Genomic DNA, 18511 nt, shown 5'->3' with positions numbered 1-18511 from the left:
TCGGCACAACGAGGCGAACCCATCAGCGCCCTCTCAGGTTCCCGGTGGAGAATGGGACGCATGCCAAGCGTCCGCGACGTCGTCATCCTGGGTTCGACCGGGTCGGTGGGCACGCAGGCCATCGACGTCGCCAGGCGGAACCCGGGGAGGCTGCGGGTGACGGGCCTGGCCGCCGGCGGCGCCGACCCGGCCGCGCTGGCGGCGCAGGCGCTGGAGCTGGGCGTCGAGACGGTGGCGGTGGCGAAGGCCGGCGCCGCCGAGGACCTGCTGCTGGCGTTCTATCAGGAGGCCAGGAACAAGGGCTACGAGACGGGGGAGTACCGCGTCCCGAAGGTGCTCGCCGGGCCCGACGCCGCCGCCGAACTGGCGGCGACCCAGCAGGCAGACGTCGTGCTGAACGCGATCACCGGGTCCATCGGCCTCGCCCCGACGCTGGCGGCCCTCGACAGCGGCCGGACGCTCGCCCTGGCCAACAAGGAGTCGCTCATAGCGGGCGGCCCGCTGGTCAAACAACGGGCCAAGCCCGGCCAGATCGTCCCCGTCGACAGCGAGCACAGCGCGCTCGCCCAGTGTCTCCGCGCAGGCACGAGCGGAGAGGTGCGCAAGCTCGTCCTGACGGCCAGCGGCGGCCCGTTCCGCGGCCGCAGCCGCGCGCAACAGCACGACGTCACCCCTGAGCAGGCGCTCGCGCACCCCACCTGGACCATGGGCCCGGTTGTCACCATCAACTCCGCGAACCTGGTGAACAAGGGGCTGGAGCTGATCGAGGCGCACCTGCTCTTCGACGTCCCGTTCGACGCGATCGAGGTGGTGGTGCACCCGCAGTCGATCGTCCACTCCATGGTCGAGTTCATCGACGGGTCGACGATCGCGCAGGCCAGCCCGCCGGACATGCGCATCCCCATCGCGCTCGCGCTGGGCTGGCCCGACCGCGTCCCCGACGCCGCGCCGGCGTGCGACTGGACGAAGGCCTCGACCTGGGAGTTCGAGCCGCTCGACAACGACGCGTTCCCCGCCGTCGAGCTGGCCCGGGCGGCGGGCCGGCGCGGCGGCCTCGCGCCCGCCGTCTACAACGCCGCCAACGAGGAGTGCCTGGCCGCGTTCGTCGCCGGCCGGCTGCCGTTCGTGGGCATCGTCGACACCATCGACCGTATCCTTGACGAGTACGGTGGTGGTGACGCACGGAGCGTCGACGACGTGGCGGCCGCGGAGCACTGGGCGCGAGCCCGGGCGCGCGAGCTCGCCGGATCGGAAGAGGAACACTGATGGACCTGCTCGCCGTCGTCGGCATCCTGCTGTTCGCGGTCGGGCTCATCGTCTCGATCGCGCTGCACGAGATCGGCCATCTCGTGCCGGCGAAGCTGTTCGGCGTCAAGGTCAGTCAGTACATGATCGGCTTCGGCCGCACGGTGTGGTCACGCAAGCGCGGCGAGACGGAGTACGGCGTCAAGGCCATCCCGCTGGGCGGCTACGTCCGCATGATCGGCATGTTCCCGCCCGAGCCCGGCGGCGACGGCACCCAGCTGCGGCAGTCCAGCACCGGCCTGTTCCAGACGATGGCCCGCGACGCCCGCACCGCCTCGCGCGAAGAGATCGGCCCCGGCGACGAGGACCGCGTCTTCTACCGCAAGGCGTGGTGGAAGAAGCTCATCATCATGCTCGGCGGCCCGGCCATGAACGTCGTCCTGGCCATCGTGCTGGCCGGCGGCGTGCTCATGACGTTCGGCAACCCCGACAAGCCGGTCTTCGCCCCCGTCGTCAGCGTCGTGAACGAGTGCGTCATCCCCGCGTCGGAGAACCGCACCGTGTGCAACGACGACGACACGGTCGCCCCCGCGGCCGCGGCGGGCATCCTGCCCGGCGACCGCGTCCTTGAGATCGAGGACCAGCAGATGAACAGCTGGACCGAGGTGTCCGACGCCATCCAGGCCGCCGGCCCCGGCCCGATGCCGATGATCGTCGAGCGCGACGGCGAGCAGCTGAACCTCACACCGAACCTCGAGCTGGCCGAGCGGCCCGACCCGGACGGCCCCGAGGGCGCCACCATCGAGACCAGCTTCCTCGGCATCGCCCCGACGCTGGACCATTTCGAGCGCGAGGACGTCGGCGGCACGCTCGCGTGGACCGGCGGCTTCATCAGCAACACCGCCGAGGCCATGTCGCGCATCCCGCAGCGCATGGTCGACGTGTGGGACGCGGCGTTCGGGGGCGGCGAGCGCAACCCCGAGACGCCGGTCAGCATCGTCGGCGCGGGCCGCATCGGCGGCGAGATCGCGTCGGCCGACGGGCTCACCGCGGCGCAGCGGGTGGCCACGTTCATCATGATGCTGGCCTCGTTCAACATGGCCATCGCCATCTTCAATCTCGTGCCGCTGCTGCCGCTGGACGGCGGGCACGCGGCCGGCGCCATCTGGGAGGCCATCAAGCGGGCCTTCGCCAAGGTGTTCCGCCGGCCCGAGCCGCAGCCGGTCGACGTCGCCAAGGCGCTCCCGCTGGCCTACGGGGTCGCCGTCGTGCTCATCGGGATGAGCGCGCTGCTGATCTACGCCGACCTCGTCAACCCCGTCCGGCTACTGGGCTAGGAGAGAGAAACACATGAACGTCGCCCTGGGGATGCCGCAGCTGCCGCCGCCCGTGCTCGCGCCGCGCCGGCCGTCGCGCAAGATCCGCGTCGGCAAGGTCGAGGTCGGCGGCGACGCACCCGTCAGCGTCCAGTCCATGACGACGACGCCGACCACCGACATCAACGCGACGCTGCAGCAGATCGCCGAGCTGACGGCGGCCGGCTGCGACATCGTCCGCGTCGCGGTCCCGAGCGCCGACGACGCCGAGGCGCTGCCGGTCATCGCGAAGAAGTCGCAGATCCCGGTCATCGCCGACATCCACTTCCAGCCGAAGTACGTCTTCGCGGCCATCGACGCCGGCTGCGCGGCCGTCCGCGTCAACCCGGGCAACATCAAGAAGTTCGACGACAAGGTCGGCGAGATCGCCAAGGCGGCCAAGGACGCCGGCATCTCGCTGCGCATCGGCGTCAACGCCGGCTCGCTGGACCCCCGGCTGCTGCAGAAGTACGGCAAGGCCACCCCGGAGGCGCTGGTCGAGTCCGCCGTCTGGGAGGCGTCGCTGTTCGAGGAGCACGACTTCCACGACTTCAAGATCTCGGTCAAGCACAACGACCCGGTCGTCATGGTCCGCGCGTACGAGCTGCTGGCCGAGCGCGGTGACTGGCCGCTGCACCTCGGCGTCACCGAGGCCGGCCCGGCGTTCCAGGGCACCATCAAGTCCGCCACGGCGTTCGGCGCGCTGCTGAGCCAGGGCATCGGCGACACCATCCGGGTCTCGCTGTCCGCGCCGCCGGTCGAGGAGGTCAAGGTCGGCAACCAGATCCTCCAGTCGCTGAACCTGCGCCCGCGCAAGCTCGAGATCGTGTCCTGCCCGTCCTGCGGCCGCGCCCAGGTCGACGTCTACACGCTGGCCGACCGCGTCACGGCGGGTCTCGAGGGCATGGAGGTGCCGCTGCGCGTCGCGGTCATGGGCTGCGTCGTGAACGGACCTGGGGAGGCGCGCGAGGCCGATCTGGGCGTAGCATCCGGCAACGGCAAGGGCCAGATCTTCGTGAAGGGCGAGGTCGTCAAGACGGTGCCCGAGTCGGAGATCGTCGAGACGCTGATCGAGGAGGCCATGCGCATCGCCGAGTCGATGGACGCCGGCGACGGCGACGGCGGGCCGGTGGTCACGGTCGCCTGACGGCGGACCTCGGGGGAAAGGGGGCGACGTTGATCGGAACGTCGACGGCGGTGCGGCCGCTCAGCCAGGCCGACCTGGACGACACCGTCGCGCTGCTCGGCCGCGACCCCTGCCTGGACGTGTTCGTCGGCGCCCGCGTGCACGCGTCCGGCCTCGCGCCGTCGCGGCTGGCCGGCGAGCTGTGGGGCTATTACGAGGAGAGCCGGCTGCGGTCGTTGTGCTACTCCGGCGCGAACCTGGTGCCGGTCGCGGCGTCGGGCCGGGCCGCCCGCACGTTCGCCGACCTCGCCGTCCGCCGCGGCCGCCGCTGCTCGTCCATCGTCGGGCCGGCCGACGCCGTCCTCTCGATGTGGGACCTGCTGCGCCCCGAGTGGGGCCCGGCCCGCGAGGTGCGCTCGTGCCAGCCGGTCATGGCGCTCGGCGCGCCGCCGGCCGTCGAGGCCGACCCGCTGGTCCGCCGGGTCCGCCCGGACGAGATCGACCTGCTGCTGCCGGCCGCCATCGCGATGTTCACCGAGGAGGTCGGCGTCTCGCCCACCGGCACCGACGGTGGCGCGTACTACAAGGCGCGGCTCACCGAGCTGGTCCGGGCCGGCCGCGCGTTCGCCCGGTTCGAGGACGGCGAGATCGTCTTCAAGGCCGAGATCGGCGCCGTCACGCCGCACGCCTGCCAGGTCCAGGGCGTCTGGGTGCGCCCCGAGCGACGCGGCGAGCGGCTCTCCGTCGGGGGCATGGCCGCGGTCGTCAAGCACGCGCTGCGCGAGATCGCCCCCGCCGTCACCCTCTACGTCAACGACTTCAACGTCGCCGCCCGCGGCGCGTACCGCCGGGTCGGCTTCACCGAGGTCGGCCGGTTCGCGACGATCATGTTCTGAGCCCGCATGTGCTGAAGTCGGCCGTGCGTGTCACCTCGGTCGTGCACACTGGACCGCGATGAACCGCCGACTCGCCCGACTTACCGCCGCGTCCGCCGTCGCCGGCCTCCTCGCCGTCGCCGGCTGCGGGGGCGACGACGACCCCGGCGCCGCCCAGTCCGGCACGCCGTCCACGCCGTCGAGCACGCCGACGCCCACGCCGACGCCGACCCCCGACCCGCGCACGTTCACGCTGGTCGCGACCGGCGACGTGCTGCTGCACGAGCGGCTGTGGACGCAGGCCCGCAACGACGCCGGGCCGGGCGAGGAGATGGACTTCGCGCCGCAGCTGGCGAACATCGCGCCGGTCGTCCAGGGCGCCGGGCTGGCCGTCTGCCACCTGGAGACGCCGCTGGCGCCGGCCGGCGGCCCGTACGAGGGCTACCCGACGTTCTCCGGCCCGCCGCAGGTCACGACCGCGCTGGTCGAGACCGGCTACGACGCCTGCACCACCGCGTCGAACCACACCTTCGACCAGGGGGCCGGTGGCGTCGACCGCACGCTCGACGCCCTCGACGCCGCCGGGCTGGCGCACGCCGGCTCGGCCCGCACGCCGGAGGAGGCCGAGACCGTCACGCACGTCCAGGTCGCGACCGACGCCGGCCCCGTCGACGTCGCGTTGCTGTCGTACACGTTCGGGTTCAACGGCATCCCGGCGCCCGACGGCGAGACCTGGCGCGGCGACGAGATCGACCCGGACCGCATCCTGGCCGAAGCCGCCACCGCGCGCGCCGAGGGCGCCGAGGTCGTCGTCACGGCCCTGCACTGGGGCGACGAGTACGTCCACGAGCCGAACGCGCTGCAGAGCGAGCTGGCGCCGCAGCTCATCGCGTCACCCGACATCGACCTGCTGCTCGGCCACCACGCGCACGTCGTCCAGCCGATCGAGAACATCGGCGGCGAGTGGGTCGTCTACGGCATGGGCAACCTCATGGCCAACCACGCCGAGCCGGAGGGCCCGAAGGCCGAGGGGCTGCTCACCCGGTTCACGTTCACCGAGCAGGGCGACGGCTTCACCGTCACGAAGGCCGAGTTCCTGCCGCTCTACCAGACCTACGACCCGCCGGTCGAGGTGCTCGACGTGCCCGCCGCGCTGGCCAGCGGCGACACCGGGACGGCGTCGGCGGACCGCCTGCAGCAGGCGCTCGACCGCACCAACGAAGTGGTGCAGAGCCGTGGCGGCGCGGCCACCGGGCTGACCCTCCTGGAATCCCCGTGACCGCCCGCTGACCGGGCGGTTATCCTCGTCCTTTCGTGCCCGATCCGTCCGTGAACGCCCTGGAGAACCCCGTGATCCTGCGCATGTCGACGTTGTTCCTGCGAACCCTGCGCGAGGACCCGGTCGACGCCGAGGTGCCGAGCCACAAACTGCTGGTCCGCGCGGGCTACGTCCGCCGCGCCGCGCCGGGCATCTACTCGTGGCTGCCGCTGGGCTACATGGTGCTGCGCAACATCGAGGAGATCGTGCGCCAGGAGATGAACGCCATCGGGGCGCAGGAGGTGCACTTCCCGGCGCTGCTGCCGCGCGAGCCCTACGAGGCCAGCAACCGGTGGGAACAGTACGGCGACAACATCTTCCGGCTCAAGGACCGCAAGGGCGGCGACTACCTGCTCGGTCCGACGCACGAAGAGATGTTCACGCTGCTGGTGAAGGACCTGTACTCCTCGTACAAGGACCTGCCGCTGTATCTCTACCAGATCCAGACCAAGTACCGCGACGAGGCCCGGCCGCGGGCAGGCATCCTGCGCGGCCGCGAGTTCGTCATGAAGGACTCCTACACCTTCGACATCTCCGACGAAGCGTTCATGACGTCGTACCTGGCGCACCGCGGGGCGTACATCAGGCTCTTCGACCGGCTCGGCCTCGACTACGTCATCGTCAAGGCGACGTCCGGCGCCATGGGCGGTTCGGCCAGCGAGGAGTTCCTGGCCACGGCCGAGAACGGCGAGGACACCTACGTTCGCTCGCCCGGCGGCTACGCGGCGAACGTCGAGGCCGTCACGACCCCGGTGCCCGATCCGCTGCCCTACGACGACGCCCCCGCGGCGCACGTCGAGGACACCCCGGACACGCCGACCATCGAGACGCTGGTCGGCCACCTGAACGAGCGCTTCCCGCGCGCCGACCGGCCCTGGCAGGCGTCGGACACTCTGAAGAACGTGCTGGTCATCCTGCACCACCCCGACGGCACCCGCGAGCCGCTCGCCATCGGGGTCCCCGGCGACCGCGCGGTGGACGAGAAGCGGCTGCAGGCGCAGATCGAGCCGGCCGAGCTGGAGCCGTTCACCGAGGCCGACTTCGCCCGGCACCCGGCGCTGGCCAAGGGGTACATCGGGCCGGGCGCGCTGGGGGAGAAGAACGCCTCCGGCATCCGCTACCTGGTCGACCCGCGTGTCGTCGAGGGCACCCGCTGGGTCACCGGCGCCGACACGCCCGGCCGGCACGTCATCGACCTCGTCGCCGGGCGCGACTTCACCCCCGACGGCACCATCGAGGCCGCCGAGGTCCGCCCCGGCGATCCCGCACCCGACGGCTCCGGCCCGCTCGAGACCGCCCGCGGCATCGAGATGGGGCACATCTTCCAGCTCGGCCGCAAGTACGCCGACGCGTTGGGCCTGCAGGTGCTGGACGAGAACGGCAAGCTGGTCACCGTCACGATGGGCTCCTACGGCGTCGGCGTCTCGCGCGCCGTCGCGGCCATCGTCGAGAACTCCCACGACGACGCCGGCATCATCTGGCCGCGCGAGGTCGCGCCGGCCGACGTCCACCTGATCGCCACCGGCAAGGACGACGCGGTGTTCGCGGCGGCCGCGTCGCTGGCCGAAGAGCTCGACGCTGCCGGCGTGCGGGTCCTCTACGACGACCGCCGCGGGGTCAGCCCCGGCGTGAAGTTCAAGGACTCCGAGCTGATCGGCATCCCGACCATCGTCGTCGTGGGCCGCGGCCTCGCCGACGGCGTCGTCGAGGTCAAGGACCGCGCCACCGGCGAGCGGGAAGAGGTCGCCGTCGGCGCCGCGGCCGACCGCGTGCGCCAGATCGTCGCCGGCTGACGCGCGACCTCGCCAACGCTGGAGGGTCGGCGACGACGGCGACGAGACCGACGGCCGCGTCAACAACGACATCACGTCGTTCAAGAACCGCGCCGGTTGCCCGGTCGTCGCTACCGCCAGGCCGAGGGCGGTGGCATCTCGCAGAAGTTCGAGCCTGGGACGGAGCAGAAGAACCTCAGCGACAACCGCATCGGCAACAACACCATCAGCTCCTTCGCGCTCCTCGAGAGCGACAAGTGCTGAGCCGGGGCGCAGAATAGGGGCATGAGCCTGGGCGAGTACCCGGCCGGCGCCGCGCATCCGGCGCTGGCCGGCGACGTCGTCGGGTACTGCGGGTACGTCGAGCACTCGGCGGTGCCGGTGCGCCGCCGCGAGCTGCCCGGCCCGCGGGTGCCGGTCATCATCAGCTTCGGCGACGTGCTGTCGGTGCGGTCACCCGGTGTCGGCGGGGAGCTGACCTCGTTCGTCGCCGGGTTCCACGACACCTTCGCCGTCACCGAGTTCGTCGGCGCCCAGTGCGGCCTGCAGGTCGACCTCACGCCGCTCGGCGCGCACCGCCTGCTCGGGCTGTCCGGCGACGACTTGCGCGACGGGTCGCTGCGGCTGTCCGACGTGCTGGGCCGCGCCGGCGACGAGCTGGTGTCGCGCCTGGCCGAGACGCCGGACTGGGCGGCCCGGTTCGCGCTGGCCGACGAGTTCCTGCTGCGCCTTGCCGACCGTGCCCGCCCGGTCGACGCCGAGGTCGGCTGGGCGTGGGACCGGCTGCGGCGGACGGGCGGCCGGCTGCGCGTGACGGCGCTGGCCGAGGAGGTGGGCTGGAGCCGCCGGCACCTGGCCGGCCGGTTCCGCCACCAGGTCGGCCTCGGCCCCAAGGAGGCGTCCCGGGTGCTGCGCTTCGCGCGGACCGTGCGCCTCCTCGACGCCGCGCCGTCGATCAGCGACCTCGCCGCCGACGCCGGCTACGCCGACCACAGTCACCTGGTGCGCGAGTTCCACGCACTGGCCGGCTGCACCCCGTCCCAGCTGGCGGCGGAACGGCGTGGTGCGTCCGTCGTTCCCGTATGATCCCGGCATGCATCGGTTGTTCCCGATCACCCCGCCCCCGCTTCCTAGCGGGGCGCGTCCCAGCGCGCCGGCTGCCCTCTGACGGCGGCCGGCTTCTTCGTGCTTTCTTCTCCGTCGTGTCCCCGCTCCCGCGCCTTGCTGTTCATGTCACAGCCTCTTCACGACGCAGGAGCTGATCCGTGGAACACACTCGTACGCTCACACCCCTGTCCACCCGCACCGACCTGCTCTCGGTCATGGGCGCCGGAGTCCTCTGGGGGACCGGCGGCCTCACCGGGGTGTTGCTCATCGACCGCACCGGCCTCGGCGTGCTCGCCGTCGCGGCGTTCAGGCTGCTGGTCGGCGGCGGGCTGGTCGCCGCCTGGCTGCTGGCGACCGGGCGCCTGCACCGCCTGCGCCTGCCCGGCCGCAGCGTCCGCCGGCTGGTGCTGCTCGGCGCGCTGGCCGCGCTGTACCAGAGCTGCTACTTCGCCGCCGTCCAGCTGACCTCCGTCAGCCTGGCCACCCTGGTGACGCTGGGCGCGTCGCCCGTGCTCGTCGTCCTCGCCGAGAGCGTGCTCGGGCGGCGACGTCCGGACCGGCGCATCCTGGTGGCCATCGCGACGGCCATCGCCGGGCTGGCGCTGCTGGTGGGCACGCCGGCGGCCGGCGACCCCACCGCGGTGCTGGCCGGTACGGCGTGCGCGCTCGGCTCGGCCTGCGGGTTCGCCGCCATCACCATGCTCGGCGCCCGGCCCGTCGACGACCTCGGGGCGCTGCCGACGGCGGGCCTGTCGTTCTGCGCGGGCGGGTTGCTGCTGCTGCCGATCGCGGCACTGAGCGGCGGCGTCTCCGTCGGGCTGGACGCGGGGACGCTCGGCCTGCTGCTCTATCTGGGGCTGGCCCCGACGGCGCTGGCCTACGGCCTGTACTTCACCGGCCTGCGGACGGTCGCCACGGGGTCGGCGGCGCTGTTCTCGCTGCTCGAGCCGTTGACGGCGGCCGCGCTGGGCGCCGTCGTGCTGGACGAGCGGCTCGGCGCGGCCGGGCTGGCCGGCGCGGTGCTCATCGGCGCGGCGGTGCTGATGACGGCGATGGGTCGGCGCGGCTAGCGTTGGGGTACCGGCGAGCTGGAGCGTGCACATGGATGAGCCCGAGTACGACTACGACCTCCTCGTCATCGGCTCCGGCCCGGGTGGGCAGAAGGCGGCCATCGGCGCGGCCAAGCTGGGCAAACGGGCCTGTGTGGTGGAACGCCGGCACATGATCGGTGGCGTCTGCGTCAACACCGGCACCATCCCGTCGAAGACGCTGCGCGAGGCCGTGCTGTACCTCACGGGCCTGTCCATGCGCGAGCTGTACGGCCAGTCGTACCGGGTCAAGCACGAGATCACCGTGCAGGACCTGCTGGCTCGCACCCAGCACGTCATCGGCCGCGAGGTCGAGGTGGTGCGGGCGCAGCTGTTCCGCAACCACGTCGACCTCGTGGTCGGCAGCGGCCGCTTCGTCGACCCGCACACCATCGCCGTCGACGGGCCGGGGGAGCACCGCCAGATCACCGCCGCGAACATCGTCGTCGCTTCAGGTACGACGCCGGCCCGCCCGAGCCACGTCGAGTTCGACGAGGGCCGGGTGGTCGACTCCGACGGCATCCTGACCATCGAGCGCATCCCCGACTCCATGGTGGTCGTGGGCGCCGGCGTCATCGGCATCGAGTACGCGTCGATGTTCGCCGCGCTCGGCACCCGCGTCACCGTCGTCGAGAAGCGGGCGCAGATGCTGGAGTTCTGCGACCCCGAGGTGGTCGAGTCGCTCAAGTTCCACCTGCGCGACCTCTCGGTGACGTTCCGGTTCGGCGAAGAGGTCGAGAAGGTCGAGATCGGCTCGCACGGCACCGTCACGACGCTGGCCAGCGGCAAGCGCGTCCCGGCCGAGACCGTCATGTACTCCGCCGGCCGCCAGGGCGTCACCGCCGAGCTGGGGCTCGAGAACGCCGGGCTCGAGGCCGACACCCGCGGGCGCATCACCGTCGACGGCCAGTACCGCACGACGGTGCCGCACATCTTCGCCGTCGGCGACGTCATCGGCTTCCCGGCGCTGGCCGCCACGTCGATGGACCAGGGGCGGCTGGCGTCGCTGCACGCGTTCGGCGAGCCGGCCAACGAACTGCGCGAGATCCAGCCGATCGGCATCTACACGATCCCCGAGATCTCCTACTGCGGCCGCACCGAGGTCGAGCTGACCAACGAGTCGGTCCCGTACGAGGTAGGCATCTCCCGCTACCGCGAGCTGGCCCGCGGCCAGATCGTCGGCGACTCCTACGGCATGCTGAAGCTGCTGGTCTCGCCGACGACGCGGCACATCCTCGGCGTGCACGTGTTCGGCACCGGCGCCGCCGACCTCGTCCACATCGGCCAGGCGGTCATGGGCTGCGGCGGCACCGTCGACTACCTCGTCGACACCGTGTTCAACTACCCGACGCTGTCCGAGGCGTACAAGGTGGCCGCGCTCGACGTCACCAACAAGCTGCGCGCGCTGGACCGTTTCGACCTCTGAGCACCCCGAGTAACCGGTGAACACCTGGGTACGGTTACGCCCATGAGATACGCGGCCAAGACCAGACACCTGTTCCGCGACGTCGGCGGGCTGCGAGTGCACTACCGCGAGACGGGCGTCCCGTCGTCGACGGCGGTGCTGCTCCTGCACGGCTTCCCCGCCTCGTCGCACTCGTTCCGCGCGGTGCTCCCGCAGCTGGGCGAGCGCTTCTACGCCATCGCGCCGGACATGCCCGGTTTCGGGTTCTCCGACGCGCCGCCGCCGGACGAGTACGAGTACACCTACGAGCGTCTGTCGCAGGCCATCGAGGCGCTGGTCGACGACCTGGGCGTGCGGCGCTACATCCTCTATGTGACCGACTACAGCACGCCGGTCGGGTACCTCATGGCCCTGCGGCACCCCGAGCGGATCCTGGGGCTGGTCGTGCAGAACGGCAACACGCACGAGGCAGGCATGGGCGAGACCTGGGACACCGCGCGCAGGTACTGGGCCGAGCCGACCGAGGAGCACCGCGCGGCGCTGCCCGACTGGCTGACCTTCGAGGGCACGCGCGACCAGTACCTCAGCGGGCTGTCGCCGGAGCTGCAGACCCTGCAGCCGCACGAGACGTGGCACCTCGACTGGGAGCGGCTGACGCGGCCCGGCAACATCGAGGCGCACTTTCAGCTCTTCGTCGACTACCAGCACCACGTGGCCCGGTTCCCCGAGATCGCCGCCTTCCACCGCGAGCACCAGCCGCCGTGCCTGGTGTTGTGGGGCCGGCACGACATCTACTTCGACATCGCGGAGGTCCTCGCGTACCACGAGGACCTGGAGACGCTCGAGGCGCACATCTACGACGGCGGGCACCTCTTCCTCGAGACCCACGCCGCCGAGGTCGCCGACCAGCTCGTCACCTTCACCGGCAACGTCCTCGACACGGCCCCGCCGGCCCGCTGACCCGCCGTTGATCATGGAGAAGGTCGGCTCCCAGCGCGGCCGGGAGCCGACCTTCTCCATGATCAACTTGGCGGCGGCGCTGGGTGATGGCGGCGCCGGGCCGGGCTAGACGCGGCCGTCGAGGCCGGGGAAGGCCGTCGGCGCCCCGCCCCAGGCCAGCGCCTGGACGGTGGCAGAGACGACGCCGCGGACGGCGAACTCGCGCAGCTCAGGAGTGATCGCGACGCCGACGACGTCGGCGTACAGCGCGCCGAGCCGCTCTTCCAGCAGCACCGCCAGCGTCAGCGCGGACGCCTCGTCGGTGACGGGGGCGGGCAGCGCGTAGCCGGGCTCGGCCGCGACCGGCTCGGCCCCAGCGGCGGCGATCAGCGCGATCAGCTCGTCGCGGCGGGTCCGGTGGGTGGTCAGCGCGGCGAGCGCCGCCTCGACGCCGTCGGGCAGGTGTGCGCCGGCGACGCCGTAGCCGTAGACGCAGGCGTGCTCGCCGGCCAGCGCCGCCTGGGCGGCCGCGACCTCGCCCTCGGGCTCGGCGGGCGCGGTGGAAGGCGACGGCGTCGCCGACGACGGGGGAGTGGTCACGCCAGCACCACCCCGTGACCGGCCTCGGACGCCGCGACGGACGCCAGCATCGCCGCCAGTCGCGGCCCGGCGGCGGCGAGGGACGCGACGACGCAGGCGTCGGCGGCGGCCCGCTCGGCGTCGGCGACGGCGGCCAGCGCGGCCTCGGGGTCGCCGGCCACCTCGGCCGCGGCCGCCGGAGCGCCGTCGCCCGCGCCGTACGGCAGCGGCCCGTCGTCGCGCAGCGCGGCCAGGTGCTCGTCGTGGTGCGCGGTCAGCGGCTGCAGCCGCTCCGCGAGGTCCGGATGCGCCGCGACGGTGGCCGCGTGCAGCGCCAGCAGCGCCTGCTCGGCGTGCACCGCGCGCCAGCGCAGCTTCACGTCAGCGTCGAGCGTCGCGCGGGGGCCCGGAGCGGCCTTCGGACGCGGGTCGGAGCCGCACGCGGCCAGCGCCACGCCAAGCACCGGAGCCCCGGCGACCAGCGCGAGCAGCCGCCGCCGGCCCTCGTCCACCCTCTGCGTCACGGTGCACACCGTAACCGGTGCGAACCGGCCCGTGGATCACCGGTCTGCGCTGTAGTCTTGGCTACTCTTGGTGGCAGGGAGTCAAGAACTCCGCCATTCCATGAGACGAACCGCAGACAACTCGACATCGAGGAAGGGGCATCCGATGACATCGGCTACTCATGACCTTCTTCAACAGGTCATCGAGCCCGTGGTGGTGTCGGAGGGGCTCGACCTCGAGCAGCTGGAGCTGTCCCAGGCGGGCCGCCGCAGCCGGCTGCGCATCTTCGTCGACGCCGACGGCGGGGTCGACCTCGACCGCTGCGCCGAGGTGTCCCGGCACATCGCCAAGGCGCTCGACGCCAGCGACGTCATGGGCGAGCGCGCTTACACCCTCGAGGTCAGCTCGCCGGGCGTCTCCCGCCCGTTGACGCTGCCGCGGCACTGGTCGCGCGCCACGGGCCGGCTGGTGCGCGCGGTCCTGCACGACGGCGACGACGTCACCGGCCGCGTCGTGTCGGCCGGCGACACCTCCGCCGTGCTGGACGTCGACGGCGCCAGCCGCGAGCTGGCCTACGCCGACGTCCGCCGGGCCAAGGTGCAGGTCGAGTTCCGCAAGACCGACGACACCGATCTGGACGATTTCGAGGAAGAGGACTGAGAGCGTGGACATCGACCTTTCGCTCCTGAGAGCACTGGAGCGAGAGAAGGACATCTCCTTCGACCTGGTCGTCGAGGCGACGGAGCGCGCTCTGCTGCTCGCCTACCAGCGCTCCGAGACCCACCAGCCGCGCGCTCGCGTCGAGCTGGACCGCAAGTCCGGCCACGTCACCGTCTGGGCACAGGAGGTCGACGACGACGGCGCCGTCGTGCGCGAGTGGGACGACACGCCCGACGGCTTCGGCCGCATCGCGGCGACCACCGCGAAACAGGAGATCCTCCAGCGGCTGCGCGACGCCGAGGACGAGAACACGTTCGGCGACTTCCTCGACCGCGAGGGCGAGATCGTCTCCGGCACCGTCCAGCAGGGCCGCGACCCCCGCACCGTCATGGTCAACCTCGGCAAGGTCGAGGCGGTGCTGCCGTCGGCCGAGCAGGTGCCGGGCGAGCGCTACGAGCACGGCAGCCGCATCCGCTGCTACGTCGTGCAGGTGCGCAAGGGCCAGCACGGCCCGATCATCACCGTCTCGCGCACCCACCCGAACCTGGTGAAGAAGCTGTTCGTGCTCGAGGTCCCCGAGATCGCCGACGGCACCGTGCAGATCGCCGGCATCGCCCGCGAGGCCGGCCACCGCACGAAGATCGCCGTCTTCTCGACGGTGCCGGGCGTCAACGCGAAGGGCGCCTGCATCGGGCCGATGGGCTCGCGGGTCCGCGCCGTCATGACCGAGCTGCACGGCGAGAAGATCGACATCATCGACTGGGCCGAGGACCCCGCTGAGCTGGTCGCCAACGCGCTGTCGCCGGCCCGGGTGCAGCGGGTCGACATCGTCGATCTGGCCGCTCGGTCGGCCCGTGTGACGGTGCCTGACTTCCAGCTCTCGCTGGCCATCGGGCGCGAAGGACAGAACGCCAGGCTGGCCGCGCGGCTCACCGGCTGGCGCATCGATATCCGCCCCGACACCGAGCCAGAGACGGCCGAACGGGGCGCCGACACGCCCGCGTGACCGTTCAGGCCCGATAGACGCTAAACTGTTCGAGTGAATGACCGCGCGCCCGGCCGGTCACCTATGCGCACCTGCGTAGGATGCCGGTCTCGTGCGGTGAAGTCCGAACTGCTCCGCGTCGTCGCGGGCGGTGCCGGCGCCGAACGGGCGCTGGTTCCCGACCTCGACGGCCGGCTTCCGGGCCGGGGTGCGTACCTGCACCCGAGCCAGGGGTGCCTCGACCAAGCCGAGCGTCGTCGGGCGTTCTCGCGCGCATTACGCGCCGAGGGGCCGCTCGACGATCTAGAGCTGCGTCGGTGGCTCGCTGAGCACGAGGATCGACCCGGTCGGCCGCAACGGCCGGCTGGAACGGATGAAGGAGACACGACGTGACGCTCACGAGCGCTCGATGAGCACGCAGCGATGAGCACGCGCACCACCTAGCCGGTCCGAGCCGACACGCCCGGGCCGAGAAGGAGAGCAGTGGCAAAGGTCCGGGTACACGAGCTCGCGAAAGAGCTCGGTGTGACGAGCAAGGATGTCCTCGGCAAGCTGGGTGACCTCGGGGAGTACGTCAAGTCGGCATCGTCGACTGTCGAAGCTCCCGTCGTCCGCAAGCTTCGCGACGCATTCGCCAATCAATCGACCGGCAAGGGGACCCCGCGGTCTCCCGGCCGCCCTGGCCCCGCGGCCAGGCCAGGAGCACCAGCCCCCAGTCCCAGTGCGGCCGCACCGGCGCCGGCACCCGCCGCGCCGGCGGCGAGGCCTGCCCCGCGCCCGGCCACTCCGGCGCCCGCGGCCGAGCAGCCCGCTCCGGCCGCACCGCCGGTGTCCCAGCCGGCCGCCGGCCCGCGTCCCGGTCCGGCACCCGCGCCGTCGCCGCGTCCGGGTACGTCCGGCGGCCAGGGTGACGGCCAGCGCTCCGGCGACGGCCAGCGCCCCGGCGACAGCCGTGGTCCGCGTCCCGGCGGCCAGGGCCAGGGCCAACGCCCGGGTCAGGGTCAGCGTCCCGGCGACAGCCGCGGTCCGCGTCCCGGCTCCGACCAGGGCCAGCGGCCCGGCGGCGGTGCCCGTCCGGGCGCACCGAAGCCCGGTCCCGGCGCACCGCGGCAGTCCGGCCCGCGGCCGGGCAACAACCCGTTCGGCGGCGAGAACACCGGCATGGGCCGGGGTCGTCCCGGCGGCGGCCCGCGGCCGGGCAACAACCCGTTCTCGTCCGGTGGCTCCACCGGCATGCAGCGTCCCGGCTCGCGCCGCGACGCCGACGGCCGCGGCTCGTCCGCGCCGGGCGGCCCGCGGCCCAGCTCGCCGGCGCCGCGTCCCGGCGGTGGCGCCGGCTCCGGCGGCCCGCGCCCGAACCCCGGCATGATGCCGCCGCGCCCGTCGCAGCGGCCCAGTGGCCCGGGCGAGCGTGGCGGCCGTCCCGGCGGTGACCGTGGCGGTCGTCCCGGTGGCGGCGGCGGCGGCGGTGGCCGTCCCGGCGGCGGTGGCGGTGGCGGCGGTCGTCCCGGCGGTGGCGGCGGCTTCGGCGGCGGTCCCGGTGGCGGTGGCCGTCCCGGCGGTGGCGGCGGCTTCGGCGGCGGTCCCGGCGGCGGTCGCCCCGGTGGCGGCGGTGGCCGCGGCCGCGGTGGCACGGCCGGCGCGTTCGGCCGTCCCGGCGGCAAGCCGGCGAAGAGCCGCAAGAGCAAGCGTCAGAAGCGCCAGGAATACGACAACATGCAGGCCCCGTCGATCGGTGGCGTGCGGCTGCCGCGCGGCAACGGACAGGTCGTCCGGCTGCCTCGCGGTGCGTCCCTGGCCGACTTCGCCGAGCGCATCGACGTCGACCCCGCGCAGCTGGTCCAGGTGCTGTTCGGCCTGGGCGAGATGGTCACGGCCACGCAGTCCGTCGACGAAGACACGTTCCGGGTGCTGGGCGAGGAGCTCGGCTTCGAGATCCAGATGGTCTCGCCCGAGGACGAGGACCGCGAGCTGCTCGAGTCGTTCGACATCGACTTCGAGGCCGAGGACGACTCCATCTCCATGCCGCGGCCGCCGGTGGTCACCGTCATGGGCCACGTCGACCACGGTAAGACGAAGCTGCTCGACGCCATCCGCAAGGAGAACATCGTCGAGTCCGAGGCCGGCGGCATCACCCAGCACATCGGTGCCTATCAGGTCTCGGTCGAGCACGACGGCCAAGAGCGTGCCATCACGTTCATCGACACCCCGGGTCACGAGGCGTTCACCGCCATGCGTGCCCGTGGTGCCCAGGTGACCGACATCGTCATCCTGGTGGTCGCGGCCGACGACGGCGTCATGCCGCAGACCATCGAGGCGCTGAACCACGCCCAGGCGGCCGGTGTGCCCATCGTCGTGGCGGTCAACAAGATCGACGTCGAGGGCGCCAACCCGTCCAAGATCCGCCAGCAGCTCACCGAGTACAACCTGGTGGCCGAGGAGTACGGCGGCGACACCATGTTCGTCGACGTCGCGGCGAAGCCGGGCATCAACATCGACAAGCTGCTCGAGGCCGTCCTGCTCACCGCCGACGCGGCGCTGGACCTGCGGGCCAACCCCGACATGCCGGCGCGCGGCGTCGCGATCGAGGGTCACCTCGACCGCGGCCGTGGCCCGGTGGCCACCGTCCTGGTGCAGCGCGGCACGCTGCGCCCGGGCGACGCCATCGTCACGGGTCAGTCCTACGGCCGGGTGCGCGCCATGCTCGACGAGTACGGCAAGCCGGTCGAAGAGGCCGAGCCGTCGCGGCCGGTCCTCGTGCTCGGCCTGACCGCGGTGCCCGGCGCCGGCGACAAGTTCCTCGTCGCCGACGACGACCGCACCGCGCGCCAGATCGCCGAGAAGCGCGAGGCCATGGAGCGCAACGCGGCCCTGGCCAAGGCCCGCAAGCGGGTCACGCTCGAGAGCTTCATGGCCGAGAGCAAGGTCGAGACGCTGAACCTGATCCTCAAGGGCGACGTGTCCGGCTCGGTCGAGGCGCTCGAGGACGCGCTGCTCAAGATCGACGTGGGCGACGAGGTCGACCTCAACATCATCCACCGTGGCGTCGGCGCCATCACGGCCAACGACGTCAACCTCGCTTCCATCGACCGGGGCATCATCATCGGCTTCAACGTCCGGCCGCAGAGCCGGACGGTCGAGGACCTGGCCGACCGCGAGGGCGTGGAGATCCGGTACTACTCGGTCATCTACTCGGCGATCGAGGAGATCGAGGCGGCCCTCAAGGGCATGCTCAAGCCGGAGTTCGAGGAGGTCCAGCTCGGCACCGCCGAGATCCGCGAGGTGTTCCGGTCCTCCAAGATCGGCAACATCGCCGGCTGCATGGTCACCAACGGCATCATGCGGCGCAACGCATCGGCGCGGCTGGTCCGCGACGGCGTGGTGGTCGGCGAGGGTCTCACCATCGTGTCGCTGCGGCGCGAGAAGGACGATGCCACCGAGGTCCGCGAGGGCTTCGAGTGCGGTATCAGCCTCGGCTCGTTCAACGACATCAAGACAGGTGACACCATCGAGACCTACGAGATGAAGGAGAAGCCGCGCGGCTGATGCCGTT

At 72.4% G+C, this 18511-nt stretch carries 17 protein-coding genes; 15 read left to right on the top strand and 2 right to left on the bottom strand.

The window, feature by feature from the left end; all coding sequences use genetic code 11:
• The first annotated feature begins 60 nt into the window (after positions 1 to 60).
• The 11 genes from dxr to BLV05_RS25445 all read left to right on the top strand — a co-directional run bounded on the left by dxr (position 61) and on the right by BLV05_RS25445 (position 12251).
• A complete protein-coding gene (dxr, locus tag BLV05_RS25490) occupies positions 61 to 1266 on the top strand; it encodes a 1-deoxy-D-xylulose-5-phosphate reductoisomerase (RefSeq protein WP_052762251.1) in 1206 nt (401 codons plus the stop codon).
• Positions 1266 to 2582 (top strand): M50 family metallopeptidase, encoded by a 1317-nt coding sequence (locus BLV05_RS25485; protein ID WP_046767575.1) that lies wholly within the window; start codon positions 1266 to 1268, stop codon positions 2580 to 2582. The genes dxr and BLV05_RS25485 overlap by 1 nt, the downstream gene beginning before the upstream one ends.
• A 31-nt stretch (positions 2583 to 2613) precedes the next feature.
• Positions 2614 to 3747, top strand: a complete 1134-nt coding sequence (gene ispG, locus BLV05_RS25480) for a flavodoxin-dependent (E)-4-hydroxy-3-methylbut-2-enyl-diphosphate synthase (protein ID WP_172860814.1) — start codon at positions 2614 to 2616, stop codon at positions 3745 to 3747.
• A gap of 32 nt (positions 3748 to 3779) precedes the next feature.
• The gene (locus tag BLV05_RS25475; protein ID WP_197683802.1) at positions 3780 to 4622 is read left to right on the top strand and encodes a GNAT family N-acetyltransferase; all 843 of its coding nucleotides are present in this window, start codon (positions 3780 to 3782) and stop codon (positions 4620 to 4622) included.
• Positions 4623 to 4680: 58 nt separating this feature from the next.
• Positions 4681 to 5880 carry a CapA family protein gene (locus BLV05_RS25470; RefSeq protein ID WP_046767578.1) on the top strand — a complete coding sequence of 400 codons (1200 nt, stop codon included), beginning with the start codon at positions 4681 to 4683 and terminating at the stop codon, positions 5878 to 5880.
• 71 nt (positions 5881 to 5951) lie between these two features.
• Positions 5952 to 7712: a proline--tRNA ligase gene (locus BLV05_RS25465; protein ID WP_046767727.1), complete on the top strand. Its 1761-nt coding sequence runs from the start codon at positions 5952 to 5954 to the stop codon at positions 7710 to 7712.
• Between the two features lie 96 nt (positions 7713 to 7808).
• Entirely contained in the window at positions 7809 to 7955 is a 147-nt protein-coding gene (locus BLV05_RS36035; protein ID WP_157524305.1) for a hypothetical protein, read from the top strand.
• A 21-nt stretch (positions 7956 to 7976) separates the two neighbouring features.
• Entirely contained in the window at positions 7977 to 8777 is an 801-nt protein-coding gene (locus BLV05_RS25460) for a helix-turn-helix domain-containing protein (RefSeq protein WP_046767579.1), read from the top strand.
• A 179-nt stretch (positions 8778 to 8956) separates the two neighbouring features.
• Positions 8957 to 9868 carry a DMT family transporter gene (locus tag BLV05_RS25455; RefSeq protein WP_197683313.1) on the top strand — a complete coding sequence of 304 codons (912 nt, stop codon included), beginning with the start codon at positions 8957 to 8959 and terminating at the stop codon, positions 9866 to 9868.
• 31 nt (positions 9869 to 9899) lie between these two features.
• Positions 9900 to 11312, top strand: coding sequence for a Si-specific NAD(P)(+) transhydrogenase (sthA, locus tag BLV05_RS25450; RefSeq protein WP_046767581.1), 1413 nt, complete (start codon positions 9900 to 9902; stop codon positions 11310 to 11312).
• A gap of 42 nt (positions 11313 to 11354) precedes the next feature.
• Positions 11355 to 12251, top strand: coding sequence for an alpha/beta fold hydrolase (locus tag BLV05_RS25445; RefSeq protein WP_046767582.1), 897 nt, complete (start codon positions 11355 to 11357; stop codon positions 12249 to 12251).
• A gap of 105 nt (positions 12252 to 12356) precedes the next feature.
• On the opposite strand, the gene BLV05_RS25440 is transcribed toward BLV05_RS25445, so the two are convergent.
• A complete protein-coding gene (locus BLV05_RS25440) occupies positions 12357 to 12830 on the bottom strand; it encodes a ferritin-like domain-containing protein (protein WP_046767583.1) in 474 nt (157 codons plus the stop codon).
• Positions 12827 to 13333 carry a hypothetical protein gene (locus tag BLV05_RS25435; protein WP_152690639.1) on the bottom strand — a complete coding sequence of 169 codons (507 nt, stop codon included), beginning with the start codon at positions 13331 to 13333 and terminating at the stop codon, positions 12827 to 12829. The genes BLV05_RS25440 and BLV05_RS25435 overlap by 4 nt, the downstream gene beginning before the upstream one ends.
• A 145-nt stretch (positions 13334 to 13478) precedes the next feature.
• Here BLV05_RS25435 and rimP point away from each other — a divergent pair, with 145 nt between their 5' ends.
• The 4 genes from rimP to infB all read left to right on the top strand — a co-directional run bounded on the left by rimP (position 13479) and on the right by infB (position 18504).
• Complete coding sequence (gene rimP / locus BLV05_RS25430) at positions 13479 to 13973, top strand: ribosome maturation factor RimP (protein ID WP_046767585.1); 495 nt, start codon at positions 13479 to 13481, stop codon at positions 13971 to 13973.
• 4 nt (positions 13974 to 13977) lie between these two features.
• Complete coding sequence (gene nusA / locus BLV05_RS25425) at positions 13978 to 14979, top strand: transcription termination factor NusA (protein WP_046767586.1); 1002 nt, start codon at positions 13978 to 13980, stop codon at positions 14977 to 14979.
• Positions 14980 to 15042: 63 nt separating this feature from the next.
• The gene (locus tag BLV05_RS25420; RefSeq protein ID WP_082155042.1) at positions 15043 to 15351 is read left to right on the top strand and encodes a YlxR family protein; all 309 of its coding nucleotides are present in this window, start codon (positions 15043 to 15045) and stop codon (positions 15349 to 15351) included.
• 90 nt (positions 15352 to 15441) lie between these two features.
• A complete protein-coding gene (gene infB / locus BLV05_RS25415; RefSeq protein WP_046767587.1) occupies positions 15442 to 18504 on the top strand; it encodes a translation initiation factor IF-2 in 3063 nt (1020 codons plus the stop codon).
• Positions 18505 to 18511: the final 7 nt, after the last annotated feature.

It is taken from the genome of Jiangella alkaliphila, assembly GCF_900105925.1.
GTDB classification, from domain to species: Bacteria; Actinomycetota; Actinomycetes; order Jiangellales; family Jiangellaceae; genus Jiangella; species Jiangella alkaliphila.
Note: the sequence above shows the minus strand (reverse complement) of the source record. Positions and strands in the feature narration are given on the sequence as shown.